The organism is Mucilaginibacter sp. P19, assembly GCF_050632265.1.
GTDB classification, from domain to species: domain Bacteria; phylum Bacteroidota; class Bacteroidia; order Sphingobacteriales; family Sphingobacteriaceae; genus Mucilaginibacter; species Mucilaginibacter gossypii.
In genome coordinates, this window is sequence record NZ_CP192586.1 from 6,653,799 (window position 1) to 6,679,666 (window position 25,868).

Here is a 25,868-nt window from a genome sequence, read left to right on the forward strand (position 1 = left end):
CGGCTTTTGATATATTAAGTATTTAATAATTCTATTCTTCAACCATTTCGCTGTTGGGGCTGGCTACTTCTGGTTTTTCGTGTTTAAAATAGCGTTTCTGGTATAAGAGGATCATAATTACGCCTACACAGATAGAGGCATCGGCCAGGTTAAAAACCGGCCTGAAAAACTCGAATGACTCGCCTGCCCAAAATGGGAACCAAGACGGATAGGTGCCACGCAATAGCGGGAAGTAAAACATATCAACCACGCGGCCATGAAATAAGGGCGCATATTTATACATTATACCATAAAAGGTTGAATCGATAATATTGCCCATGGCGCCGGCTAAAATGAGCGCTACGTTCATGATGAGCCCGCGGTGGTATTTGTGTTTAATTAAATAAATAAGGGTGTAAATTATACCGCAAACCGCAACTATGCGAAACAACGTTAACGCCAGTTTGCCCGCATCGCCGCCCCATTCCATACCAAATGCCATACCGTTATTTTCGGTGTAGTGCAGCATTCCCCTGCTTCCCAGGAAGCGAATTTCGTCCTGGAGCTGCATGTGTGCACGTACCCAGGTCTTGATGATCTGGTCGGCAAGGATGATGAAGGCAGCAGTTAAAAAAGGTTTGGTATAAGCAGCCTTCATTTATTGCTTTAATTTAGCTTCCATAGAGAGGGTTGTGTGCGGAACAGCACGTAAACGCTCTTTCGGGATCAGCTTGCCTGTTTCGCGGCAAACACCATAAGTTTTATTTTCAATACGTACAAGGGCAGCTTCAAGCTGCTCAATAAACTTTTTTGACGGGCGGCCAATTGGTTTATCTGCTCTTTTTCAAGCGTGGCCGAACCATCTTCTAATGTTTTGTAAGTACCGGCAGTATCATCGGTGCCGTTGGCATTAGGCGAACTCAATGAGGTAGCCAATGAGTTTAATTCCTCGCGGGCTATGCGCATTTTATCCAGGATAATCCCTTTAAATTCCTGCAGGTCAGCTTCAGAATATCTGGTTTTTTCTTGTTCTTGTTTCATTATACTTTACTAATAGCAATCAATATTTCTTGTTCGTCAATTGTAACAGGCTCGCCCCCGGTAAGGTTATCCACAAACGTAATGCTGTCGGCCAAAATTTCGGCGCAAATGTAGGATAGATTGTTTTCCACGGCCTCTCTGATCGCCGGGGTGCTGCTTACCTGCACGTTTATCCTGTCAGTTACTTCAAATCCTTTGGTCTTACGTATATTCTGCACACGGTTGATAAACTCGCGCGAGATACCTTCCTGTTTTAATTCATTGGTTATGGTAACATCTAAAGCCACGGTTAGTTTTCCCAGATTTGCTACCTGCCATCCGGGTACATCTTCGGCTATAATCTCTACATCGGTAGCCAATACTTCGTATTTGCCATCAAGAACCGGGATGTTGCCATTGGCTTCTAAAGCGGCTATATCATCCTGGGAGAAATTTGTGATGGCTTCGGCTACAACTTTCATATCCTTACCAACTTTTTGGCCTAAGGCCTTGAAGTTTGGCTTTATTTTCTTTTTAATGAAACCTGCGGTATCGGTAATATACTCGATATCCTTAATGTTGGTTTCAGACAAAATCAGGTCTTTAACCTCCTCAACGTGTAATTTAAAGCTTTTATCCAGTATTGGCAATAAAATTTTGCTCAATGGCTGGCGCACGTTGATATTCACCTTTTTACGTAACGAAAGCGCTAACGACGAAACATCCTGTGCAAGTTGCATACGCTCTTCCAGTTCGGCATCAACCAGTGCGCTGTTGTACTCGGGGAAGTAAGCAAGGTGTACCGATTCAAACTCTTCCTTGCGGGTAACAGCGTTCAGGTCACAATATAACCTATCGGCAAAGAATGGTGCAATTGGAGACATCAGTTTGCTGATAGAAATTAAACAGGTATATAAAGTTTGATAAGCCGAAAGTTTATCTTCTGTGTTATCAGATTTCCAGAAACGGCGGCGGCTTAAACGGATAAACCAGTTACTGAAATGCACGTCAACAAATTCCTGGATAGCACGGGCCGCCTTGGTTGGCTCAAAATCGGCATAATAACCGTCAACTTCTTTGCTTAAAGTGTTTAACAGGGATATGATCCAACGGTCTATCTCCGGGCGTTTGCGGTTCTCTATCTCTGGTTCACTGTATGTGAACTTATCAATATTGGCATATAATGTAAAGAACGAGTAGGTATTGTACAGCGTGCCAAAAAACTTACGCCTAACTTCATCTATCCCCTCTTCATTAAATTTAAGGTTATCCCAAGGCGATGCATTGCTGATCATATACCAGCGGGCGGCATCAGCGCCATATTTTTCGATGGTTTCGAACGGATCAGCGGCATTGCCTAATCGTTTAGACATTTTGTTGCCGTTTTTATCCAGCACCAAACCATTGGATACCACGTTTTTAAAGGCGATGCCTTTATTACCTACCTGCTCATTGATGGCTTTCACCTCATCACTTGCTTCGCTTAGCATTACCGCTATGGCATGCAAGGTGAAGAACCAGCCGCGGGTTTGGTCAACGCCCTCGGCAATGAAATCTGCCGGGTAAGCATTCTTAAATTCCTCCTGGCCTTCAAATGGGAAATGCCATTGTGCGTAAGGCATAGCGCCCGAATCAAACCAAACGTCAATCAGGTCGGGCTCGCGCAGCATTTTATTGCCGGTTGATGATACTAAAACAACATCATCAACATAAGGGCGGTGCATGTCTTCCAGCACAAAACCTTCGGGCATGAAACCTGCTTTGATCGATTTCGCGATCTCTGCATTTAACTCGGCAATTGAACCAATGCAGATCTCTTCTGTACCGTTTTCTTCGCGCCAGATAGGCAGCGGGGTGCCCCAGTAGCGTGAACGCGATAGGTTCCAGTCCACTAAATTTTCCAGCCAGTTACCAAAACGGCCTGTACCGGTTGATTCCGGTTTCCAGTTGATGGTTTTGTTCAGCTCCACCATTTTATCCTTCACCGCTGTGGTGCGGATAAACCAGCTATCGAGCGGATAATATAGTATCGGCCTCGTCGCTGCGCCATGAGTGCGGGTAGCTGTGTTCGTATTTCTTAACGTCGAACGCGCGGTTCTCGGTTTTTAATTTGATAGAGATGAGTACGTCGGTCGGTTTAAAACCTTCTTCGGCACGCTCGGCGTCGGTATAATATTCTTCCTTAACGTAACGGCCGGCGTAATCGGTAACTTCATCAACAAAACGGCCTTGTTTGTTCACCAACGGAACATCTTTGCCGGTTTCGTCTTTCACCATTACTGATGGAACATTGTTTTCCTTACATGCCCTGAAGTCATCCGCACCAAAAACAGATGCGGTATGTACTATACCAGTACCATCTTCGGTAGTAACAAAGTCGGCAGGAATAACGCGGAACGCATTTTTCTCCAGATCCTCGTTGGTTACATAAGGCATCAACTGCTCGTAGTGGATGCCCACCAGTTGACTGCCTTTTACTTCTGCCTCAATTTTCCATGGGATGATCTTATTACCACCTTTGTAATCAGCGAACGAAGCGTTCTCGCCTTCAGCTTTAAAGTATTTCTTAATCAGGTCTTTAGCCAAAACTACACAAACCGGCAGGTAAGTGTAAGGGTTAAAGGTACTGATCTTAACGTAGGTAATGGCTTCGCCAACTGCGAGGGCGCAGTTTGATGGTAAAGTCCATGGGGTGGTTGTCCAGGCCAGAATAAATACCTCGGTATCTATGCCGTTAAACAAAAACTCCGAATCATTATCGCGTTTAACTTTAAACTGGGCGGTGATGGTGGTATCCTTCACCATTTTGTAGGTGCCCGGCTGGTTAAGCTCGTGTGAGCTAAGGCCGGTACCTGATTTTGGAGAGTATGGCTGTACGGTGTAACCTTTATACAGCAGATCTTTATTGTGCAGCTGTTTAAGAATCCACCAAAGGCTTTCAATGTATTCGTTTTTGTAAGTGATGTACGGATCGTTTAGGTCGACCCAGTAACCCATTTTCTCGGTCAGGTCGTTCCAAACGTCGGTATAGCGCATTACCTCCTTACGGCAGGCATCGTTATAATCTTTTACGCTTATTTTTTTGCCGATATCATCTTTAGTGATGCCCAGGGCCTTTTCAACGGCAAGCTCAATAGGCAAACCGTGGGTATCCCAGCCGCCTTTACGTTTTACCTGGTAGCCTTTAAGGGTTTTGTAGCGGCAAAAAATATCTTTAATTGAGCGCGACATTACGTGGTGAATCCCGGGCATACCATTAGCGCTCGGTGGCCCTTCATAAAAAGTATAAGGGCTACCCGCCGGACGGCTGGTAATGCTTTTTTCGAAAATGTTTTTCTGTTTCCAGAAGTCCAGTATCTCTTTGCCGGTTTGCGATAAGTTTAACTGCTTATATTCCTTGTACATCTATAATTTCACCTCGTTTTTAAGAGGTTGCAAAAATACAGAATTTAAAAATGATTTTTTTAATTTACGCCGATGAAAAATAAAGCAAAACGCTCTGTTTATCTTTTATTAATCGGGATAATCCTGTTTTCGGCAGGGATGGCCATTCCCAGCGGCCCCAACGAAAAATGGGATGATTATGCGCGCGGTGCGGGAGCTGGTTTATTTATTGCCGGCTTTATCGGCCTGGTGACCTGGCTTATTGACGTGGTGAAGGAAAATAAGTAAGCCTTAGGTACTGAGTTGTTGGTCGTAAGTCTTAAGTTCAAAGTTGGATAGGCAGTGCAGCATTGCTCAACCGGAACCGCCGCGGTATTTTAATCATAAATCGCTGATCTCACGGTTGGTTGGCTCTTGCCGATGTTGGTATTGTTACCAACGTCTTTACGCTATGCTTGTGGCGTAGTTCTCCATTAAAAAGACAAATGGACAAAGATGTTTTTGACAACACCAACATCGGTGCTAAATACTTTCGACTCAGGACTTTTTTATATACTAAAATTTTAGTTGATGCGTTATGGATAAGGGTAAAAAATAAAAGCCTCCTTGCACTCGCTGCTTGGAGGCTTTAAACCTAAACCTTATCACAAATCAAGGTGGTAACCTTGTATTGAAATAGTTACAAATCTACTATAAGAATTATTAAAATCAAAAAAAACCGACGAATAGATTAAATGAATCGACGGATTATCAAAAACTATCGTTTTTTGTTTAAATTTTTCTAAAAAATTAAAAATATTGCGGGCAGGTAACTCGTTTTCCCAAAATAAAACAGGTTGTCAGGGAAATGAAATTCGCTGTAGCGTTTCGGATGAATACAGCAGGTTTGACCGGCTATTTTAATCCGGAAAATTTTGCGTTTAAATATTGAAATGTGGGTCTGTTTGTTAATTGTTCGCTAAGGCAGCTTTCTTTCAAAACTAATAACTTTTTAAGATCAGGATGTTCTGTATCATTGCATAGCCTTGCCAGGTCGTCTAATAAATAGCCAAAAGCCCTTACTTCAAGCCGTTCAAGTTTGTTGGCTATTGTTGTATTGGCTTTATCATAAAAGCAGGCTGCCCCGAAATCGCTGAACAGTGTGTTGGCTTCATCATCAATCAAAATATTGTGTGCATACAGGTCGCTGTGCATAATCCCCTTGTAGTGCAGATGCTCCGCTACGGATGCAATGGTGCCTGCAATTTTTAGTACCTGTTCGGGTGTCAGAGTCTGGTCAGGCTTAAAAACATCACGCGTGCAGCTAACAAGGCTGGGAGGCTGGCCGAGATTGTAAAAACTCCCTGGTATGAGTTTCATCACCAGGCCTTTTTTATTTCCAGGATGATTGGCGATTTGGCCTATTAATTCTACCAATCCGTCATGGTTGCCTGCGGTAATACAGGCGTTCATCTCATCTTCGGGCAGGCCATCGCTGGTAATTGCTCCTTTGAATATTTTAACCGCAACTTCAGTGGTTTCACCGGCATGCCTCCAGGTAGCTTTGGAGATAACACCGGATGCGCCTTCGCCGAGCAATTGGTTAATTTCCAATTCGCTGCTATCAATTGCTGTAAGTGAATGTACAGTTGGTTTATAGCTGAAAGGATTACCCGAAAAAGCCAGCCATGATAGTTTGGGCATAGATAAGAGCCATCCGGGAAATTCACTTAGTTGATTGGCGGAAATCCGGAGTAACTCCAGGTTACGGCAGCCAGCAAGTGTAGCCGGCAGTTTTGTTAGTCTGTTACCTGCAAGCATTAGTTTCTGCATCCTGCTGCAATTGCCTGTTTCGGCAGGTAATTCGGTAACCTTGTTGTTGGTGAGGATGAGCCAGCGAAGATTAGGATTAAGCGATGCCGGCGGTACGGTTTTTATCTGGTTTGATTTAAAGCCAACAATATCCAACAACGGACAATCGGACAATACTTCCGGCAAAATAGTGAATTGGTTTTCTGAGCAGAAAAAGATCTTCAGTTTTTTGAGCCGGCCAAAATCTGACGGTAATGCGTTCAGTTTATTGAATGAAAGATCAAGATATTCCAGTGTATCTGCCAGTTCAAAAATTTCAACAGGAAAGTGGGAAAGATTTTCTGATAGTTTAAGCGATACTGCTCCTTTTAATTCTCCGTTTTTTAACTGTTTTAACGTTTGCATAGGCTAAAGCAAAAGAACAAAAAATGCTTAACATTTTGGTTGTGCCTCATATGTGATATGGTGGAATCGCGTTTAGATTTATTTAGCTTTTAAGATGATTTTTTATTTCTTAATCTACGTCATCTTTTTGTTTTTCAATTTCCTCCATTTTTGATGTATTAGTAAGAGAGATAAATAATATCAATTTAAACATCGCCATCCATGGAACACAATATTACAATAATCAAGAAAGTAGCTATAAAATCGCATACAGGCTCGTTAAAGCTGATGTTTGCAATGGCAATCATCAGCTTAGTAAGTTTTACAAAAGGTTGGGCACAAACACAAGCGTCAACTTTACCCGCTCCCGGTACATCGGTAACAATTGGCCAAATAGACGGTATAACAATATCAACTGCCGTTCAATCACCCTCCAATCAGCAAACACCACTTCAGGTAATTTGTGTTTTTGAATACACAGAAGGCGATATTTTTAATTCGCCGCCCGCATTGCCACGTAATCTTAACGGCCTTGTACATGTAGATGAGGCCTTAAAAGGGATACTCACCGAATTGCGTAAAAGCGGCCGGTTTGAAGGCAGGGCCCTGGAAACAATGCTCATTACACCGTCGGTTGGCAGCTTGCCTGCCGGAAAGTTGCTGATCATAGGGCTTGGCGACCGAAAGTCCTTTAATCCCGAACTAATGATCAGCGTTGGCCGTGTGGAAATGCGCGAAGCTTTAAGGTTGGGGGTAAGCAGTTACTCGCATGCCAGTGATTTAAAGGATGCTGGTATTGATTCGCCTACAGGCGTTGTTGCTGTAAACGTTATTAAAGGCGCTATAAGCGCCTATGAAACGGAGGCTTTTTTGAAAAATCATTCGCTTAGTTCCGCTAAGCCTGTTACTCAAATAACGCTGCTTGCAGGGCCGACGTTCTTTCAAACCACTGCTGATGCGGTTAAAGCTTTTGTGGGTAGTTTCAAGGGGGATTAACTCAAAGCGTATTGCGATAATAATGAGTTTGAAAGACTTTAAAGGCTGATTTTAAATAAAAAAGCCCTGCGATTTGCAGGGCTTTTTTATTGTGGGAACTACTGGGTTCGAACCAGTGACCCTCTGCTTGTAAGGCAGATGCTCTGAACCAGCTGAGCTAAGCTCCCTTTGTTTTTAATTTTACCATCGTTTTGGTAAAACCGAGCGGCGAAGTTAAATCACTTTGCCATATAATGCAAATACTTTTGTGAAGTATTTAGCGAAGATTGCAAGTATAAAAAAGCCCAACATTGCTGTCAGGCTTTTAGTGGGAGCTACTGGGTTCGAACCAGTGACCCTCTGCTTGTAAGGCAGATGCTCTGAACCAGCTGAGCTAAGCTCCCTTGCTTTTGGGACTGCAAATATAGGGCTTGATGTTTATTCTTCAAAAAATATTTTGCATTTTTTGTAATGTGTTGATTTTTAATGAGATGTGTTTTAATAATTTACTTCACATCCCTGTACTGGGCACGCGGGCGGGGGTCTTCCGGAAGAATTTCCATTTCCGGAAATTCGATGTAGTGGGCATACCATTGTATGGCGCCTACCAAATCCAGCGCGTCTTCGGCAGCTACGCTAACCGTTTCAAAAGCGTAAAGCTTCTGGTCGGCGTAGCCGTAAAGCTGAATTTCGTTGTCATCCGGACTAAATTGTTCTTCATCAAGGCAGTAAACTTTTACCTTGAGGCGTGTATCCCTGGAGTGGATCACATCCCTGCAGGGGTTTTGAGGATCGGTTGCCAGTAAATATACATTATAGTCCATAATCGGTTTAACAAAGTTTATATGGGATGGTTTCCTGATTAAGCATTTATGTTAAAAATTGTTTGACTTTTTAATCGTTTCCCCTGGGTGTGGAAATAGCACCCTCGTTTGGGGAAAAAATCTACAGTTTAATATTTAAGTAATATTAAAAACCTGTTTTTAAGGCATATAGATGCATGTTTATTAATTGGCATTTCGTTTGAATAAATGTTATTACCCTTCTCAAAGGGTTGTTTTTCATAGGTAGATGTAGGGTCGAAATACTGCGAGAGTATTTCGACCTTTTTTATTATCAAATGTTTAATGCCGGTTTCCTCTCCAAAGCAGGTTTATATAACTGGATATGTCATCTAGGCATGTGATGACTGGCAAGGTAGTTTAGCCGGTCAAGTTTTAACTTTTGGGAAAATTATACCACTATTCCCGGAAAGTATCTACACACTTTATATTCATTAGGCCTTTGAAAATGCGTTTAGAATACTGGAAAGGCGTTTTGGTATTTGGCACCCGGTTTGAATTAAAGTTAATACCCTTACTAAAAAGGGTTGTTTTTCATAGGTAGATGTAGGGCCGGATCAACTGCGAGAGTTGTCCGGCCTTTTTTATTACGGCGTTATGTTGCCTGATGATTAAAATGTAGCCTGCCGAAATTAACCAATGGGAAATTAATTCCCGGTTTTGGGTGTCATTTCTACACATTGAGAAGTGTTTGTGTTTTAAAAAGCTGCCAATTAGGCATTTAAAGCCATTTTTAAACATTGGCATCAGGTTTGAATATAGTTTAATACCCTTCTCAAAGGGTTGTTTTTCATAGGTAGATGTAGGGCCGGAATAACTGCGAGAGTTGTCCGGCCTTTTTTATTTAGCGGAAATTTCAATCTCTCTCTCTGATCTGATTGCTTTTTAATTAAGAATGGTTAATGATAGTAGCTTATAATTCCCGATTTTGGGATTGCTTTCCACACGGGGATATCTGTTAGCTTCAAAAGCTTATTTATAGAAGTTTAAAAGCGGTTTTAGGATTTGGCACCAGGTTTGGATAAGTATTAATACCCTTTTCAAAGGGTTGTTTTCATAGGTAGATGTAGGGCCGAAAAACTGCGAGAGCGTTTCGGCCTTTTTTATTATTCCGAATTTTGGGGAGGTCTTTTTAGCTGTAATAGAGCCATAGGTTTTACCCGCAGTTAAACACTCCAATTAAGAGTAGCTTAATTATCGCAAATTGAAATCCGGCGGGTTATTACGGGCGTATATCCATCTACAAGATAACTAATTATAGCATTAAAAATCGAACTCTATGAAAACATCTGAACAGGAAAGCATAGGCGGAGCAAATATGGCCAGGAGGTCATTTTTACGCTATGCGGGGTTAGGCGTGGCATCAGCCGGACTCTTAGCTACAGCAGCTTGTCACAAAGACCACAAGGTAATTGTTGGCGGGGGCATTGATATCGGTGCCAAAGGCGATCTTGCGATCCTTAACTACGCTTACGCGCTTGAGCAACTGGAAGCCGCATTTTATATCCAGGTAATTACCACGCCATATTCGGGCATGACCGCCGATGAAAAAGCGCTTTTCACAAGTATCCGTGATCATGAGGTGCTACACCGTGAATTTTTCAAAGCTGCTTTAGGCGGTAATGCAATCCCTGCACTTACTGTCGATTTCAGCACTATCGATTTTACCAAAAAAGCTGCCGTACTTGGTGCTGCCAAAGCATTTGAAGATACCGGTGTTAAAGCTTATGATGGTGCCGGTTACCTGATTCAGGATGCCGGTTATTTAACCATTGCGGGTAAAATTGTATCGGTTGAGGCAAGGCACGCTGCATTGATTAGCAATATGCTTGTTGCAGGGTCATTTGCTGCCGATGACCAGGTAGACAGCAACGGGTTGAATAAATCAGCTACCATTGCCGAGGTATTGCCTATCGCAAACACCTACCTCAAAACTAAAGTGAGTGCATCCAATTATAGTTACACAGCTTAATCCCACATCGCCATGAATTTATTTAATATAATAGACGAGATAGAAAAATTTGATCCCGAACTGAACGACAGGCTTAATCCGCGTCGTGCAGCTATCAAAAATATAACCAGCTTCGGTTCAAAAGTGGCTATGGCCGCTGTGCCGTTTGCCATGGGTACCATGCTCAAAAAGGCGTACGGGGCTGCTGCTGCTCCAACAGTGATTGAGGTTTTAAATTATGCTTTAACACTTGAATATCTTGAGTCGTCATTTTATAATACAGGTGCTGCCTCAGCAGGTTTGATCCCTGCTGCAGGCGCCTCTTATATTAACGCAGTAAAAGAAGACGAAAACCAACACGTGGCCTTCCTGAAATCAGCTATTACAGCTTCGGGCGGTACGCCGGTTACTTCGCCCAAGTTTGACTTTACAGCAGGCGGCGGCACAGGTGAGGGGCCCTTTAAAGGTTTGTTCGGCAATTACAACTTGTTTTTGAAGGTGGCGCTGGCTTTTGAAGATACAGGTGTACGTGCTTATAAAGGCCAGGCGCCTAACTTGCTGGGCAATAAAGATATTTTGACGGCGGCTTTATCAATTCATGCCGTTGAAGCCCGTCACGCATCGGCTATCCGTCAGTTGCTGGGCGTTTCCCCGTGGATCACCAGTACCGCTACTTTAGGCAACGATACCGGTGTGCCGCAGGTTAACGGAAATTACGATGGCGAACAAAACGTTACCCAGGGCGGGGTCAATCTCACCACATTGCCGGGTGTATCAGGCACATCTACTTCAGTAGCTGTTGCTACCGCTGCTTTTGACGAGCCATTATCTATGGACCAGGTGTTGGCTTTATTAGTAGGTACTTTTATCTACACCTAAATAAAGTTGTTAATTGAGTTAAAAAAAGACCGGTTGCTTATAGCGCCGGTCTTTTTTATAGTTAAAATTCAATTATTTGTTCAATGCCTGCCTGCCAAATTTAATGAGGTCATTTGCCCTGATATAGCCTACGGTTCCTGATACGGGTTTGCCTTTGCTGGTAAATATAATCATGGTAGGGTAGGCCTGCAGTCCCCATTCAGCAGCCAGGGCAGGGCCTTGTCCTTTTTCCATGTCGATAGCTACATTTACAAAATTATCGTTGTAAAAATCGGCTACTTTGTTGTTTTTAAATGTGGTAGCCTTGAGCATTTTGCAGGGGCCACACCAAGTGGCATAAGCATCAACAAAAATATATTTGTTTTGACGGGCAGCCTGTTTTAGAGCTTCGGTCCAGGAGTTTTCAATAAAGTTGATTTGGGTTGATGACTTGCTTACGTTTTCCTGTGCCCTGACGGTGGAACTGAGTACGATAACAAGTGCGATGATAAAATAATTAATATGCAGGAATTTCTTCATTGTTAATAATAGCGATTATAAATAAAAACAGCACGTATATAATGCTTTATACGTGCTGTTTATTGCAGCGGTTATAAATTTATTTTACCGGTTTGCAGGTCGCCTTTCCTGCTGCTGGCGTTGTTGCTGTTGCTGACGCTGTTGTTGTTGCTGGCGTTGCTGCTCCTGCTGCTGACGTTGAGCCTGCATTTGTTGCTGGCGTTGCTGTTCCTGTTGTTGACGTTGAGCCTGCATTTGTTGCTGGCGCTGTTGTTCCTGTTGCTGACGTTGGGCCTGCATTTGTTGCTGGCGCTGTTGTTCCTGCTGCTGACGTTGGGCCTGCATTTGTTGCTGGCGCTGTTGTTCCTGCTGCTGACGTTGGGCCTGCATTTGTTGCTGACGTTGCTGTTCCTGCTGCTGACGTTGAGCCTGCATTTGTTGCTGGCGCTGTTGTTCCTGTTGCTGGCGTTGGGCCTGCATTTGTTGCTGACGTTGTTGTTGCTGCTGCTGTTGACGTTGAGCCTGCTGCTGTTCCTGCTGCTGGCGCTGTTGTAGCTGCTGCTCTCTTTGAGCTTGCTGTTGCTGCTGTCTTTGCTGTACTTGTTGTTGCCTTTGGGCTTGCTGTTCCTGCTGGGACTGCGGACGGTTCTGCTGCTCGCTTTTTACCCGTTGATCTTGCTGCCTTTGCTGTAATTGTTGTTGACGCTGGGCTTGTTGTTGCTGCTGGCGTTGGGTTTGATTATTTTGTCTTTGATCAAGCTGTTGTTGCCTTTGTGCTTGTTGCTGTTGCAGGCGTTGTTGAGCCTGTTGCTGACGCTGAGCTTGATTGTCTCCTGGCCTTGCATTTGGCTGATTTGGGCGAGCTCCATTTTCCGGGTTAGGCCGGGCTGCCGGGCCTGGATGGTTAACCTGTACTATTTTGTTATCAGGTCTTTCGTTACGGGCAATTTGACGCAGACGGGCCGCATTATTGGGGTTGATAGTAGCGTTACCGCCGCGTCTGTTGGCGATGCCATCATTAGGGTTTTGCTGCCTGTAAGCCGCAGCGTTTACCACCCTTGCAGGTCGTGCATCGGGTGCTTTTCTTACTTCCGGACGGTAAATGTTTACTGTATTATTAACTATCCTGCCGCCGCCGTTTGGCCGGTTAACGTTGTTAATGTTGTAAACACGCACGTTACGGTTGTTAGTAACCTGCCTGATCTCATTTACTCTTGGGCCGGTTATATAAGTACGGTTGTTATTAACATAAGTGTTGTTAATAATTGTTGTTTGATGAATAATGTTAACTACTCGTGTTTGCGGCACATAATAATTATAGATATTCGGCCTGGTAATATATGCCTGTGGTGCGCAAACCCAGTAATTGTCGGGCACATTGTAACTATTGCCAAAAGAGATATTGATACTTATACCTGGCTGTAAAGGCGCCCAGCCGTAATAACCGCCGCCGTGCCTCCAGCTTACCCATGCCGGGGCCCATTCATGGCCTGGAATCCATTCCCATCCATAATAATCATCATAGCGCCAACGGCCATAATGAAACGGAGCCCAGCCCCATTCATAATCGGATACCCAGGTATTGCCATAGTCGGTTACTACCCAGTGGCCCCGGGTAGCATATGGCCTGAAATTGTCACCGGCGTCCGGGATCCAAACGTTACCGTATTGCGGGTCGTTAACCCAGGTACCGTATGGATCAAGTTCGTCGTAAAACTCCTGGTCGGATACATAGCCTCCTTCCTGGGCTTTACTCATGTTTGGTGCGGCAAGCATTATTAAAAATGCTATTAAGCTAATACCGCATATTTTATTAATAAATTTCATAATAATGTATGTTTAAGATGGCCTGTCACATTGGTGTTGCTGAATGTATGACAAGCAGAAGTATAAAACGTTTAAAGCAAAAATTGTTTTAAAGAGTTAATGAGAACAGGGTCAGCGTAATTATGGGGATAAAATTTTATCACTATCTTGTATTCCTCGCTTAAAAATTAAATAATTTTGCTACCTGTTTTATAAACGATAACTATGAGCACAGTAAACATTCCACGCCTGGACCTGAATACCTATATAAACGGCAGTGCCGATGAACGCAAGCAATTTTCGAACGATATTGGCAAGGCTTTTAACGAAACAGGATTTGTTACCATTACTAATCACGGTCTTAGTAAAGAATTGATAGATAGGCTTTACAACCAGGTTAAAACGCTGTTTGCCCTGCCCGATGCAGTAAAACAGCAATATGAAATCCCAGGCTTAGCAGGCCAGCGCGGGTACACCGGTAAAGGCAAGGAAACGGCAAAAGGTTTTAAAACCCCCGACCTGAAAGAATTTTGGCAAATTGGCCAAACCGTAACTGATGACGAGGTACTGAAAGCACAGTACCCGGATAATGTAACCGTTAATGAACTGCCCGAATTTAACCCAACCACCATCGAAGTTTACAAAAAACTGGAAGCAGCTGGTAAACATTTACTCCGCGCAATTGCCGTTTACCTCGAATTGCCCGAAAACTATTTTGATGATAAAGTTCATAACGGTAATTCAATACTTCGCACCCTGCATTATTTCCCTATAACCGATCCTGATTCGGTGCCCGATGATGCTGTACGTGCCGGAGCCCACGAAGATATTAACCTGATCACCCTGTTAATAGGAGCCAGCGCCGATGGCCTTGAACTGTTAACCCGCGATAATACCTGGTTCCCGGTTAAAGCTTATGGTGAAGACCTGGTAGTTAACGTTGGCGACATGCTGCAGCGTTTAACCAATAACAAGTTAAAATCAACCACCCATCGCGTAGTAAACCCACCGCGTGAGCTGATGAAGTTCTCCCGTTTTTCCGTGCCGTTTTTCCTGCACCCAAAATCGAACATGGATCTGACCAGTCTTGATTCGTGCATTGATGAACAGCATCCTAAATTATATACTGATATCACTGCCGGTGAGTATCTGGATGAACGCTTGAGGGAGATTGGTTTGAAGATGTAGGTCTCAAAGACAAATAAAATCGTCATTGACGTTCTATAGAGAATAACAAAGCCCTTCCAAAACTTGAAAGGGCTTCTTTATTTAAACAGGTAGATGAAATAGATTTACTTAACGAACACTGCTTTGCCTTCAACGGCTTCACCTGCTGCCTGTCTTCTTTTATATAATACAAACAATGCAGTGGCCAATACCCCAATAATTCCCTCGATACAAACAGCCCTGCGCGGCCCAAGCTCATTGGCTGACCAACCGGCCATCAAACTTCCCACCGGAATCATGCCCTGGTAAGCCATCACATAATAGCTGATAGCCCTTGCCCGCATAGCCGGGATAGCATGGGTTTGGATATAGGTGTTGATGGCCGATGTTTGCGCCATCATACCAACGCCGGTAAATACCATAAATATTAAAGCAAAAGGGAGTTTGCCTGCATAGGCCACCATCAGCACGCTTGTACCAAAAATGAGACTTGCTATCGACATGATCTTTACCAGGTTTTTATTACTCTTCAGGTTAGCCAGATATACCGCACTAATTACCGAGCCTAAACCAGCTGCGCTCTCAAACCAGCTGAAGGTTTTTGCATCGCCGTTAAAAAGATCTTTGGCGAAGATTGGCATTAGTGTATTAAATGGTATCACAAACAGGCTGCTTGCAGTAAGCATCAGGATCATACTGCTCAGGTCGCTGTCGCCGGATACGTATCTGAAACCTTCCTGTAATTCTGTCCAGATGCTTTTTTCCGAACGGACAGGCACTATGGTGTTTAGCTTCATCATAAATAAACAGGTGAGCACAGGGATATAGCTCAAAAAGTTGCCGAAGAAACAAACATCCTCACCAAAAGCACTTAATACGATACCTGCAATTGCCGGGCCTGCAATACGCGCCAGGTTGGTCATGGTTGAGTTTAAAGCGATGGCATTAGGCAAATCAGCCTTGTCATCAACCATATCCACCATTAATGATTGGCGGCAGGTTACATCGAAGGCATTTACAATACCTTGCAACAGGCTGAGGCCAATAATAGCTGGGATATTATAGATTTTAAAGAAGATCATGAAAGCAAAAGCACCGGCTTGAAGCATGGATACTACCTGGGTAATAACTAAAATGCGGTAACGGTTATGCCTGTCAACAATACTACCTGCATAGGGTGCTAGGATTAGCGATGGAATAAGGCTCACAAAACTCACAATTCCTAATAAAAGTGCCGAACCTGTAAGGCGGTAAACAAGCCAGCTCACTGCTGTTTTTTGCATCCATGTGCCAATGAGGGATATTGACTGACCGTAAAAAAACAGCTTAAAATTACGGTACTTTAAAGAGCGAAACACATTCATTTGTTCAATTCATAACAAAAGCAAATTCAGGGGAGTACTTAATGCAAGACTATTGAATTGTTTTATGCTGCAAATATCGCCCATATCAATACATTTGTAAAATAGATTGTTTTAATAGGATTGATAGATAAAAACGATTGATTGTGGAATTACGTCAACTGCAATACTTTGTTAAGGCTGCCGAAACCATGAACTTTACCGAGGCTGCTGCTGCGGTATTCATTACACAAAGCACGCTATCACAACAAATAAAGCAGCTTGAAGAGGAGCTGGGCATGCTTTTGTTCGACAGGATAGGCAAGCACGTACGGATCACTGAGGCTGGTCATATATTTTTAACTCATGCCCGCAAGATCCTTAACGATGTGCAGCGGAGCAAGCAGGCCATAAGTGAATTGCAAAATGCTACCATCGGCGAGCTTAACATCGGCGTTTCATATGCATTTACTTCTTTATTGTTGCCCGCATTGGCTCCGTTCAGTACCAAATACCCCGGCATCAAAATCTTTATTACCTATGGTAGCCCGGAAGAATTGGAAAAAAACTACGACTGGCCGAGCTGGATATGATCCTCGCTTTCCACAATGAAAGTGATGACGAAGACCTGGAAATGCAGGAATTGTTTAGTTCGAGCGTGGTAATGGTGGTATCTAAAAATAATCCGCTGACCCAACTCAAGAAAGTAAGCCCGGAAGAGCTGGCCAAACTTGATCTCATCCTACCGGGAAAAGGCTTCAGCTCGCGCGATTTTATTAATGATTTGTTTAACCGCAAAAAGATAGTGCCCAATATAAAAATTGAGCTCAATGATGTGCATTCATTGCTGGCTTTGGTTGAGAGCGGCCATTGGGCAACTATCCTGAATGAAAAAGCCATCATCGGCTGGAATAAAGTGGCCGCCATTCCCATCGAATCAAAAGATATCAAACGGCAATCATATATCCTGTGGCAAAAAGGAGTTTACCGTAAACGTGCGGCTATTTTATTTATTGAGGAATTGATGAAGGTGATGGAGAGTGAGTAGTAAAATATTCATGTATTATATATCCTAAGAGGCTGTGAGCGTTATAATAATCTCTTTATATTTGATTTATAACCCGATATAAGCCTTATCTATGAACCTTAAACCAATTTTTTACCAGATATTACTATCTGTAATATGTATTCAGCTCTTTGCCGCGTTTCGGCCTGATCAGCACAAATCAATTCATAGTCAAGCAACGGAAAACGGCTCTAAAGCAACGATTCTATTCCGGCTTAAAGCCCATGAGCAGTTCAGGCTCGAATATATGAACGCATTTTTGGAGGCAAAACAACTTAAATTTATCAATCCCGGGGAAAAGGATACTGTAATTATACGTAATGTAACAACCAATATTCCTGTTGCCTTAACAATGACTTTTTTTGAGTTTGGAAAAGATAAAAGCACGAAAGAAAGAAAGTTTTCAGTACTTGCATCGCCTGGAGATACATTGAATTTATCATTAACAAGCCAGGGATTTCTGAATACAGAAAGATTAAAAAAAGAATTGTATTATCCAACGATTCTATTTCATATTATACCAACTATACTACTGCGCCCGGCGGCAAAGCAGTATCCTCCAAGAATGAACTTTGGGAATCTTTTTATACAGAATTTAATAGAAAATTTCGAGAAGAAACGGATAGGATCAATGGCCTTTTGGCTAATTTTCAAATAGATTCATCAGCATTTGAGCAACTGACAATCAACTGTAAACTTCATTATTACAAACGGTTGTTTAATTGGCTTTATGAGGGTAATGGCCAATACTTTGAGCCTGCTTTACCTGTACTTTCAAAGTTGAGTGAGGATATCGAGCATGTTTTAAATAGCCCACACCTATTTTTGGCCGAAGATTTATTGAGTGTGATTGACGGCTACGTCAGGCTCAAAATCATTAACAAAGGTGGGGACTATGTTAATGGCATTACCATATATAAAGAAGCATCGGCAGCTAATTTGGGCAGGTTTAAATCCAGCTATCTTCTTATTTGTTTAACTCATTCTCCGGTAAAAAAAGGTAATGGATTTAACGAAATAATGAAGGACTACAGGAGAAAGATGGCTAATACAAGCTATTCGATACATCTCGACAACATTATGAGAAACATGTTGGATGGCAAACAGCTTATAGCAAACGATATGTTAATTGGTTTAAACGGAAAAAAAGTATCATTAAATAATCTGCTTAAATCAAAGAAACAGTTTTACATATTGGATTTTTGGGCAAGTTGGTGCTCGCCGTGCAGGGCCCAGTTGCCGGTGATGGATAGTTTAAGATCTGCGTTGAGAAAAAACGCTGTTGAGGTAATTTCAATTAATCTCGATCAAAAAGAAGTATCCTGGAAAACAGCATCCCTGGCCGAAAAAAACACCTTGGAATAAACAATTATCACCTTAATGCGGCCACTAAATCAGCTATTGTGCGCCAGTTAAATATATCATCTATTCCGCGATATGTGATTTTGGATAACTTAAAAATAATATCATCAAACTTTTATCAGCCCACAGAGCCCGGTTTTGTTGATGAGTTGAAGGATTTGATACGCACCAGGTAAAAGTTTGTTATTTGACTAAATATCGCGCTGATCTACTCTAATAAAAAATTGATTGTATTATATAACAATGGGAGATGTAATAAATTTACTTCTTCATCTCTTCTTTTATCGCCCTCAAAAATTCATTAGGATGTTTGGAGCCGATAATATAAAGCAGACCGTCACGATCTGTAAGGTGGATGGCTTCATTGCCTGATGTGAAAAAGCGGATGGTGCCTTTGGTATGCAGGTTATAAACCGGATTGTTGAACATGTAGCGGCTGTAGGTGCCTTTTTCGGCTTTAACAATACTGTTCAAATCTATTTTTACCAGTTTGGTTGTCCACAAGCCGTCAAGCATAACGCTTTTGTTTTCAACACGGGTGCGGAAATGCAGCAGGAACCCCAGGATAATGGAAATAATGATGATGGAAAAGCCCACAACAACCAGCAAATCGCCGTTACGCTCACGTTCGTCGGTGAAGAAATAGGCTGCAAAACAAAACATGGCTAAAACCAGGCGTATGGTTAGCGGTATAAATTCCCGGCCAAGGTATTGCTTTTCAGTAAAAACGGATTTATCGCTCATGTTAGTTTAAACAGTTCGAAGATAGTAACTTTTTTAGTGTTATCACTCACTTTATACCTTTCGTCGGGGCGATAGCCGCCAATCCACATAATTTCACCGTTGCCGTTTACCAGGATTGGGATTTCTTCCTTTTGGTACAGCGGCACTTTCTGGTTAATGAAAAAATCGCTCAATTTCTTTTTGCCTTTCATCCCAAGAGGAAAAAATGATCTCCCTCGTACCATGCACGTATTTTTAACGGGTAAACCAGCTTATCAGCATCAATAGATACTGCCAGCGGATTGTTCTTTATAATCAACGGGCTATCGTCATGTAACAAGTTAAGCTTATAAACGCCAAAATTTGCTTCATGGTCTGTAGCGTTGATAATAACTTCGGCAGGTAGCACAGTAGTTTTTGGCTTAAGGATAATATTATCGCGATCGAGCAATAAAGTGTGTGTTCCTGATTCAAATATCCGGCCCGAGTGTTTATCGAGCGAGGCAATGAGGTCATCAATGGTAGCTTCATTAAAACCGTATTCATTTAGCAATTTAAAAAGAAGCAACCTTTTTGGCTTAAGTTTTTTTACTTCGGCTATGCGCAGGTAAATGATGCCATCATGTATTTGCAACAAGGTTTGCCTTAACTCATCAAGCCTGATCTCAAGCAACAATTCCAGGTCTCGGAAATGGAGCAGGTTGCTTTCAAACGTTTTTTCGAGCGATGGGTTCAATTCTTTAAGCTTTGGCACAACCTCCAGCCTGATCTTATTTCGGGCATATTTTGCCGAAGCATTGGAACTGTCTTCAACAAAAGTTAAACCTTCGGCACTAACCATGGTCTGTATTTCCAAACGGCTGAGGAACATCAGCGGGCGCACCAGTTTACCGTTTTTGGGTAAAATGCCATGCAAACCGGCAATTCCGGTGCCACGTGTAAGGTTTAACAATATTGTTTCGATAGTATCGTTTTGGTGGTGAGCAAGCGCAACAACCTCATAACCTGATTGCTGATTGATGGTTTCAAACCACTGATAACGTAAATCGCGGGCAGCCATTTGTATGGATACCTTGTTGTCTGCAGCGTATTGCTCCGTATCAAAATTAACAGTATGAAATGGTACACCAAGAGTTGTAGCGAGGTTGCGGCAAAAAGTCTGGTCGCGCAGGGCTTCGTCGCCACGCAGCTGGAAATTACAATGGGCGATGCCAAAATCATAACCGGCAGCTTTGAGCAGGTGCACCATTAAAACCGAATCGATGCCGCCGCTTACAGCCGCCAGTATTTTGGCAGCGGGCGTAAATAAGCTGTTTTGCTCAATAAAATTAACAAACTGATTAACTGGCAGCATTCATCAAAATTATTAATTTAATAACCCCAACAAAAAACTAATTTTGCCACTGTGAGGAAATATGTTTTATGCTTTTTGTTTTTGGCGATGGCAACTGCAGCTATGGCTCAAAAAAATCAATTGTAAACCTGATACAATCTGAACGAAGCACCGGCGGAAAAATCAATGGCAAGCAGATGTTCAAGGTTTATAAAGGCGTGTTTAAGCAGGATTACTCCATCCTACGGTCGGATAGTGCATACTTTTATCCCAACGAAAACGCGTTTGACGCTTTTGGCAACGTAAATATAAACCAGGGCGATACACTGAATATATTTTCGGATAAGCTGAATTATAACGGAAATACAAAAATTGCAATCTTAACAGATAATGTTAAAATGGTCGACCGCGATGCTACGCTAACTACCAACTATCTTACCTACAATACCGCCAGTCGCATAGGTACTTACACAGGTGGCGGAAAGCTGGTGAATAAAGACAATGTGCTTACCAGTAAAAACGGCTATTACTTTGCCTTCACCCGCGACTCCTATTTCAGGTACGATGTGGTACTTACCACACCCGATGCTTTGATAAAAACCGATACCCTTAAGTACAATACAGGTACACGGATAGCCTATTTTTTCGGACCAACCAATATTTACGGCACCAAGGATAAGGATACCTTGTATACCGAAAATGGTTTATATAATACCGTTACGGAACAGGCTTACTTTGGAAAGAAAAACTCATACAGGCAAGGCACCAAATCACTAAAAGGCGACAGCCTTTTTTATGATAAGCTAAAAGGTTATGGCCGCGCGGTAAAAAACATCACCTTTGAAGACAGGGAACAAAAGGTAACTATTAAAGGAGACCTTGGTACTTATTACAGAGCCGAGGAAAAAACCGTTGTTACTGAAAATGCTTACGTTGTATTGATATCCGAGCAAAAGGATACCAGTAAAACCGATACCGCGGTTAAGCAATTACCCGCCGTAAATAATAAGAATGCAAAAGTATCAGCCAAAAACATAACCGATCTTACTAAGATTGCCGGTGCCATAAAGCCCGACAGCAGCCATAAGGCCCCGGCCAATACCATGCCCATTAAGCAGCCATTTGCCATAGGAAAAAAGACAGTGCCAATGTTGATATGGCAACTAAACTGGTGCAGGGCGCTTTACAAAACAATAAAGATGCCGATGCTTTGATAAAAGCAGCAACGCAATCAAAAAAAGGGAACGAAAAGCTGATTGATTCGGCGCTGAAGGCGGCTGCTCCGGCATTAAAAAATAATAAGGACAAAGTCGGCATAAAAAACATAGGTAGCCTGGCGGGTGTGGCCGATGCTATTAAGCCAGGTGTTGCTAAAGTAACAGGAAAGCTTATACCTGTAAAAGCGGCGGTAGCGCCAAAAGATACCAGCCACATCAAACGCGATTCGATATACATGACTGCAGACACCATTGAAACGCAGATCATGACTTATAAAAACCAGAAAATTTACCAGGAGCGCCAGCGTACTTTGCGTGATACTACACTAAAGCAGCGCAAGGTGGCGGCTGATAAAAAAACTCAAAGTTTCTTACTGCCTATTATATAAAGGTACCTAAAGATACCAGCTACTTTCACCGCGACTTTTTTGGAAAGCCTAAGCCGGTGAATGATTCATTGCAGCGTAAAAAGGATGCACTTGCCGCTATTAGAAAAGCAAAACAGGATAGCATAGCCCGTGAACAGATGCAGCGTGACCCGGTTTTTAAACAATACCCGGTTAATTTGAAAGATACGGCACGCGTGCGGATGCTTATCGGCCATCATCATGTCAAGATCTTTAAATCTGATCTGCAGGCTAAATCCGATTCGGTATTTTATAGTAACAGCGACTCTACCATGCGCATGTATGTGAACCCTATTATCTGGTCACAGGGTTCGCAGCTAAGCGGCGATACCGTTTACATGCAAATGCGACATAAAAAGCTGGATAACATCGAGTTGTTCCCGTCGGCATTTATTGTGAATATTGAAAAGGATGATTCAACGCATTTTAACCAGGTATCGGGTAAAAAAATGCGGGGATATTTTAAAGATGATAAGCTTGATCAGATGTATACGTTTGGCAATGCCGAAACCATATATTTTCAGCGCGACAGCGGTAAGGTGTCGGGTATGCAACGATCGTTGAGCAGCAGGATCCGTACCGTTTTTAAAAAGAACCAGGCTACAGATATCTACTTTTTAACCAAACCCGAAAACAGGTACATCCCTATTGAAAAGGTTAAAGAAGATGATAAGATCCTGAAAGGCTTTTTGTGGAAACCTAAAGAGCGGCCGGCATCCAAAGAAGACATCATTAAAAAGCGCAGTAAAAAGGCAGCGACCACCAAATCGCCGGCAAAAAATGCTCCTGCTAAACCCGGAACTGCTAAGCCGGGTGCCAATCTCAAAACTGATAGCCTGAAGGGGCCTGGACTAAAAAACATGCAGGATAGTACCCTAAAAGTTGATACTGGGAAGAATAATGCGATAAAATTTAAAAAGGATACGATAATCAGAAATTTTGCACCAAAACTACCCGGAAATGGGCAGAAAAAGGACAGTATTGTTAACAAAACGCCATCTGTTAAGAAAAACTGACCCTAAATGAAAAAAAGTTATATTTTTTATCAAAAAAATTAGTCTACTAATTCTATAGTGCTTATATTTGACTAATTGTTATTATCGATCTAACCAATTAGTTCTTTATGATAAATAATGAGGTCAGTCAACTTAAATTTAAAAAAGAGACAGCCGGCGGGCTATCTCTTTTTTCTGCCTCTTTTTAAAGCATGTTTAAACAGCTGTTTTATTTATCGATAAAGTAAACATCATCTATAGTGGCGTGTTATTTCAATAAACAAACCGCTATGATCGATCAAAAAGATACCACCCCGGCCGCAAAAGATGGAAAGTACGAATTCCTGATCAACTACTCAGAACGTGAGCTTACCTGCCGTGTTGAGAAAGAGCAAAATAAGCTGCATGTTTTTATTGATAACAACATCAATGCCGAGCTGGAACTGCAGCCCGACGGTAGCCTTACACAGGCCAGCGGCAATGCCCTGCCCGAATCAACCATCGAGTTTATTAAAAAACACATTATGGAGGGGTAGGAGAATTTGTTACCCTGAGTGATGGCGAAGGATCTTCTCACTGCCCAGAGCAGTCTATACAGGTCGAGGAATGCACTTGATCATAATATGATTAAAATGTGTGTCATGAGTAGCCCGTCGAAGCATGGTGGGCAGGGCCTCTGCGCGCGACCCTTCGACAGGCTCAGGGTGACAGGCTCTTTTTTTAATGTTATTTCATCTTCAACTTCACACGGATTTGAACGCTCAATAATCGAATCGATTTAGGTGTTCTTACCTAAGCGGTTATTAACAGACATCTTCCAAAAATTTTCAATTTCTAAATATTATTCATTAATCTTGAGCGGTATTCTAAACCAGGTAAATCCTGCGCGCTGTTCCAATTATCGGCGCTTTATTATATATATATTTTATGAACAAAACTAAAGTAGCCATACTGGGTGCCGGTTTTATTACCGATATCCACATGGAATCATACCATCGTTTTATCCCCGAAGCCGATGTTGTGGCCTGCTATGCCCGCAAGCCCGAAAAAGCCAAAGCTTTTGCCGAAAAATATCACATAGCCCAATGGTTTGATGATATTGATAAACTGCTTGCCGAATCGGGCTGCGAAGTGGTAGATATCTGCTTACCAAACTACCTTCATGCCGAAGCTACCATCAAAGCCGCGAAAGCAGGCAAGCATGTTATTATTGAAAAACCGCTTGCCGTTACGCTTGAGGAGGCCGACGAAATGATTGCCGTATGCAAGGCCAACAACGTAAAACTGATGTATGCCGAAGAACTTTGCTTTGCGCCAAAATATGAACGGGCAAGGCATTTGGTAAAGGAAGGAGCTGTTGGCGAGATCTATATGCTGAAGCAGGGCGAAAAACATTCCGGTCCGCATTCGGATTGGTTTTATGATATCAATTTTTCGGGTGGCGGCGTGATCATGGATATGGGTTGCCATGCATTAGGTTGGTTTAGGTGGATGCTGGACAATGCCAAGCCTAAAAGCGTTTATGCCAGTATGAGCACGGTACTGCATAAAGGCCGTACCAAGGGCGAGGATAATTCGGTAATTATTGTGGAGTTTGAGAACGGTGTAACAGCCGTTGCCGAAAATAGCTGGGCCAAACATGGTGGCATGGATGACAGGTGTGAGATTCACGGTCTTGGCGGTGTTATATACGCCGATTTATTTATGGGTAACGCGGCAGTAACTTACAGCAGGGACGGATACGGTTATGCCATGGAAAAATCAGATACCACACAGGGCTGGAGTTTCACCATTTTTGAAGAGGCTTTTAACCAGGGTTATCCGCATGAGCTAAAACATTTTATTGATTGTGTACAGAACAACAAAACCCCGCTTGTAACCGGGGAAGACGGCAGAGCTGTGCTCGAACTTATCTATGCAGCTTATGCTTCGGCAGGTGCCGGCAAAAAAATTGAACTGCCATTTTCGGCAAAGATTGATAAACCTGTAAATCTTTGGCTCGATAATAAATAACAAATGAAACTACATACATATCCTGATTATAATACCATGTCGAAAGCAGTGGCCGACCTGGTAGTTACCCTGGTTAACCAAAAGCCGGACGCGTTGATCTGCTTCCCTTCCGGTGATTCGCCAACCGGTATGTTCAGTTACCTGGTTCAGTATGCAAATAACGGACGGGTCGATTTTAGCCAAACCAACTTTGTGGGACTGGATGAATGGGTTGGCCTCGACCGTACTAATGATGGCAGCTGCACTTATTTCCTCGAAAAGCACTTTTTTACGCCGCTTAATATTTCGCCCGGAAAAGTAAAGTTCTTTAACGCTGTTGCTGATGACCTGGATGCCGAATGCCAGGCCATGAATAAACATATTGATAAACTTGGCGGATTGGATATGATGGTGGTTGGAGTAGGGCTTAATGGTCACATCGGCCTTAATGAACCCGGCTCCGATTTTCATTCTTACTCGCATCATTCGCCTTTAGCACCTATTACTATAGAGGTTGCACAAAAATACTTTACTACCGATACTGTTTTAACCGAAGGTATTACCCTTGGCTTAAGGCACCTGGCCGAAGCCTCCGTACCGGTGCTGATAGCCAGCGGAAGTAAAAAAGCACCAATTATTGCTGAGGCATTGCAAGGATGTGTTACCAACGATGTACCGGCATCGATATTTAAAACGCTGCAAAATGCGCAGATATTTATGGATGATGCCGCGGCCGCACAACTGGAGGCTTAAAGCT

At 42.7% G+C, this 25,868-nt stretch carries 24 protein-coding genes, 2 tRNA genes and 2 pseudogenes; 15 read left to right on the top strand and 13 right to left on the bottom strand.

The features are described from left to right. Positions 1–31: 31 nt before the first annotated feature. The 3 genes and pseudogenes from ACQ86K_RS32825 to ileS all read right to left on the bottom strand — a co-directional run bounded on the left by ACQ86K_RS32825 (position 32) and on the right by ileS (position 4,404). Positions 32–637, bottom strand: coding sequence for a lipoprotein signal peptidase (locus ACQ86K_RS32825; protein ID WP_090533800.1), 606 nt, complete (start codon positions 635–637; stop codon positions 32–34). After that, positions 638–1,020: pseudogene (locus tag ACQ86K_RS32830) on the bottom strand (TraR/DksA family transcriptional regulator). It abuts the gene before it with no gap. Next, positions 1,020–4,404: pseudogene (gene ileS, locus ACQ86K_RS32835) on the bottom strand (isoleucine--tRNA ligase). Before ileS ends, ACQ86K_RS32830 begins: the two co-directional pseudogenes overlap by 1 nt. 72 nt (positions 4,405–4,476) lie before the next feature. Between ileS and ACQ86K_RS32840 the strand changes: the two are divergent. Beyond that, a complete protein-coding gene (locus ACQ86K_RS32840; protein WP_091173572.1) occupies positions 4,477–4,671 on the top strand; it encodes a hypothetical protein in 195 nt (64 codons plus the stop codon). A 606-nt stretch (positions 4,672–5,277) separates the two neighbouring features. Here ACQ86K_RS32840 and ACQ86K_RS32845 read toward each other — a convergent pair. Continuing rightward, positions 5,278–6,579: a leucine-rich repeat-containing protein kinase family protein gene (locus tag ACQ86K_RS32845; protein ID WP_091173577.1), complete on the bottom strand. Its 1,302-nt coding sequence runs from the start codon at positions 6,577–6,579 to the stop codon at positions 5,278–5,280. 201 nt (positions 6,580–6,780) lie between these two features. Between ACQ86K_RS32845 and ACQ86K_RS32850 the strand changes: the two genes are divergently transcribed. Next, positions 6,781–7,554 (top strand): M17 family peptidase N-terminal domain-containing protein, encoded by a 774-nt coding sequence (locus ACQ86K_RS32850; RefSeq protein WP_256337525.1) that lies wholly within the window; start codon positions 6,781–6,783, stop codon positions 7,552–7,554. A gap of 92 nt (positions 7,555–7,646) precedes the next feature. Here ACQ86K_RS32850 and ACQ86K_RS32855 read toward each other — a convergent pair. The 3 genes from ACQ86K_RS32855 to ACQ86K_RS32865 all read right to left on the bottom strand — a co-directional run bounded on the left by ACQ86K_RS32855 (position 7,647) and on the right by ACQ86K_RS32865 (position 8,357). Continuing rightward, a tRNA-Val gene (locus tag ACQ86K_RS32855) sits at positions 7,647–7,721 on the bottom strand. Between the two features lie 141 nt (positions 7,722–7,862). Then, positions 7,863–7,937: transfer RNA gene (locus ACQ86K_RS32860), tRNA-Val, on the bottom strand. Positions 7,938–8,039: 102 nt separating this feature from the next. After that, entirely contained in the window at positions 8,040–8,357 is a 318-nt protein-coding gene (locus ACQ86K_RS32865) for a hypothetical protein (protein ID WP_090535036.1), read from the bottom strand. A gap of 1,297 nt (positions 8,358–9,654) precedes the next feature. Here ACQ86K_RS32865 and ACQ86K_RS32870 point away from each other — a divergent pair. Together ACQ86K_RS32870 and ACQ86K_RS32875 are read left to right on the top strand one after the other, a co-directional pair. Further along, positions 9,655–10,347, top strand: a complete 693-nt coding sequence (locus tag ACQ86K_RS32870; RefSeq protein ID WP_091173583.1) for a ferritin-like domain-containing protein — start codon at positions 9,655–9,657, stop codon at positions 10,345–10,347. Positions 10,348–10,359: 12 nt separating this feature from the next. Further along, entirely contained in the window at positions 10,360–11,205 is an 846-nt protein-coding gene (locus ACQ86K_RS32875) for a ferritin-like domain-containing protein (RefSeq protein ID WP_091173587.1), read from the top strand. 72 nt (positions 11,206–11,277) lie between these two features. Here the strand turns inward: ACQ86K_RS32875 and ACQ86K_RS32880 are convergent, their stop codons facing one another. Together ACQ86K_RS32880 and ACQ86K_RS32885 are read right to left on the bottom strand one after the other, a co-directional pair. Continuing rightward, on the bottom strand, positions 11,278–11,724 hold the full coding sequence (locus ACQ86K_RS32880; RefSeq protein WP_091173590.1) for a thioredoxin family protein: 447 nt from the start codon (positions 11,722–11,724) through the stop codon (positions 11,278–11,280). A gap of 84 nt (positions 11,725–11,808) precedes the next feature. Beyond that, a complete protein-coding gene (locus tag ACQ86K_RS32885) occupies positions 11,809–13,530 on the bottom strand; it encodes a DUF6600 domain-containing protein (protein WP_431199480.1) in 1,722 nt (573 codons plus the stop codon). Between the two features lie 204 nt (positions 13,531–13,734). On the opposite strand from ACQ86K_RS32885, the gene ACQ86K_RS32890 reads away from it, so the two are divergent. After that, on the top strand, positions 13,735–14,697 hold the full coding sequence (locus ACQ86K_RS32890) for an isopenicillin N synthase family dioxygenase (RefSeq protein ID WP_091173603.1): 963 nt from the start codon (positions 13,735–13,737) through the stop codon (positions 14,695–14,697). A gap of 104 nt (positions 14,698–14,801) precedes the next feature. Here the strand turns inward: ACQ86K_RS32890 and ACQ86K_RS32895 are convergent, their stop codons facing one another. Then, positions 14,802–16,040: an MFS transporter gene (locus ACQ86K_RS32895; RefSeq protein WP_176844552.1), complete on the bottom strand. Its 1,239-nt coding sequence runs from the start codon at positions 16,038–16,040 to the stop codon at positions 14,802–14,804. Positions 16,041–16,183: 143 nt separating this feature from the next. Between ACQ86K_RS32895 and ACQ86K_RS32900 the strand changes: the two genes are divergently transcribed. The 4 genes from ACQ86K_RS32900 to ACQ86K_RS32915 all read left to right on the top strand — a co-directional run bounded on the left by ACQ86K_RS32900 (position 16,184) and on the right by ACQ86K_RS32915 (position 18,447). After that, positions 16,184–16,609 carry a LysR family transcriptional regulator gene (locus ACQ86K_RS32900; protein WP_431199481.1) on the top strand — a complete coding sequence of 142 codons (426 nt, stop codon included), beginning with the start codon at positions 16,184–16,186 and terminating at the stop codon, positions 16,607–16,609. Beyond that, positions 16,606–17,064, top strand: coding sequence for a LysR family transcriptional regulator substrate-binding protein (locus ACQ86K_RS32905; RefSeq protein WP_431199482.1), 459 nt, complete (start codon positions 16,606–16,608; stop codon positions 17,062–17,064). The genes ACQ86K_RS32900 and ACQ86K_RS32905 overlap by 4 nt, the downstream gene beginning before the upstream one ends. A 91-nt stretch (positions 17,065–17,155) precedes the next feature. After that, a complete protein-coding gene (locus ACQ86K_RS32910) occupies positions 17,156–17,740 on the top strand; it encodes a hypothetical protein (RefSeq protein ID WP_431199483.1) in 585 nt (194 codons plus the stop codon). 56 nt (positions 17,741–17,796) lie between these two features. After that, on the top strand, positions 17,797–18,447 hold the full coding sequence (locus tag ACQ86K_RS32915; protein ID WP_431199484.1) for a TlpA disulfide reductase family protein: 651 nt from the start codon (positions 17,797–17,799) through the stop codon (positions 18,445–18,447). 258 nt (positions 18,448–18,705) lie between these two features. On the opposite strand, the gene ACQ86K_RS32920 is transcribed toward ACQ86K_RS32915, so the two are convergent. From ACQ86K_RS32920 to tilS (ACQ86K_RS32930), 3 genes are read right to left on the bottom strand one after another with little or no spacing between them, the layout of a single operon-like run. Next, the gene (locus tag ACQ86K_RS32920; RefSeq protein ID WP_091173610.1) at positions 18,706–19,188 is read right to left on the bottom strand and encodes a hypothetical protein; all 483 of its coding nucleotides are present in this window, start codon (positions 19,186–19,188) and stop codon (positions 18,706–18,708) included. After that, positions 19,185–19,379, bottom strand: coding sequence for a tRNA lysidine(34) synthetase TilS (gene tilS, locus ACQ86K_RS32925; RefSeq protein ID WP_431199485.1), 195 nt, complete (start codon positions 19,377–19,379; stop codon positions 19,185–19,187). Before tilS (ACQ86K_RS32925) ends, ACQ86K_RS32920 begins: the two co-directional genes overlap by 4 nt. Continuing rightward, on the bottom strand, positions 19,376–20,521 hold the full coding sequence (tilS, locus tag ACQ86K_RS32930; protein ID WP_431199486.1) for a tRNA lysidine(34) synthetase TilS: 1,146 nt from the start codon (positions 20,519–20,521) through the stop codon (positions 19,376–19,378). The genes tilS (ACQ86K_RS32925) and tilS (ACQ86K_RS32930) overlap by 4 nt, the downstream gene beginning before the upstream one ends. 68 nt (positions 20,522–20,589) lie before the next feature. Between tilS (ACQ86K_RS32930) and ACQ86K_RS32935 the strand changes: the two genes are divergently transcribed. The 6 genes from ACQ86K_RS32935 (at position 20,590) to ACQ86K_RS32960 (ending at position 25,864) form a co-directional block, all read left to right on the top strand. After that, positions 20,590–21,714, top strand: coding sequence for an OstA-like protein (locus ACQ86K_RS32935; RefSeq protein WP_431199487.1), 1,125 nt, complete (start codon positions 20,590–20,592; stop codon positions 21,712–21,714). Further along, positions 21,657–22,106, top strand: coding sequence for a hypothetical protein (locus ACQ86K_RS32940; protein ID WP_431199488.1), 450 nt, complete (start codon positions 21,657–21,659; stop codon positions 22,104–22,106). The genes ACQ86K_RS32935 and ACQ86K_RS32940 overlap by 58 nt, the downstream gene beginning before the upstream one ends. A gap of 56 nt (positions 22,107–22,162) precedes the next feature. Further along, entirely contained in the window at positions 22,163–23,140 is a 978-nt protein-coding gene (locus tag ACQ86K_RS32945) for a hypothetical protein (RefSeq protein ID WP_431199489.1), read from the top strand. Between the two features lie 269 nt (positions 23,141–23,409). Further along, entirely contained in the window at positions 23,410–23,655 is a 246-nt protein-coding gene (locus ACQ86K_RS32950; RefSeq protein ID WP_091216455.1) for a hypothetical protein, read from the top strand. A 391-nt stretch (positions 23,656–24,046) separates the two neighbouring features. Beyond that, positions 24,047–25,132 (top strand): Gfo/Idh/MocA family protein, encoded by a 1,086-nt coding sequence (locus ACQ86K_RS32955; protein WP_431199490.1) that lies wholly within the window; start codon positions 24,047–24,049, stop codon positions 25,130–25,132. Positions 25,133–25,135: 3 nt separating this feature from the next. After that, entirely contained in the window at positions 25,136–25,864 is a 729-nt protein-coding gene (locus ACQ86K_RS32960; protein ID WP_129569549.1) for a glucosamine-6-phosphate deaminase, read from the top strand. The last annotated feature ends 4 nt before the right edge of the window (positions 25,865–25,868 follow it).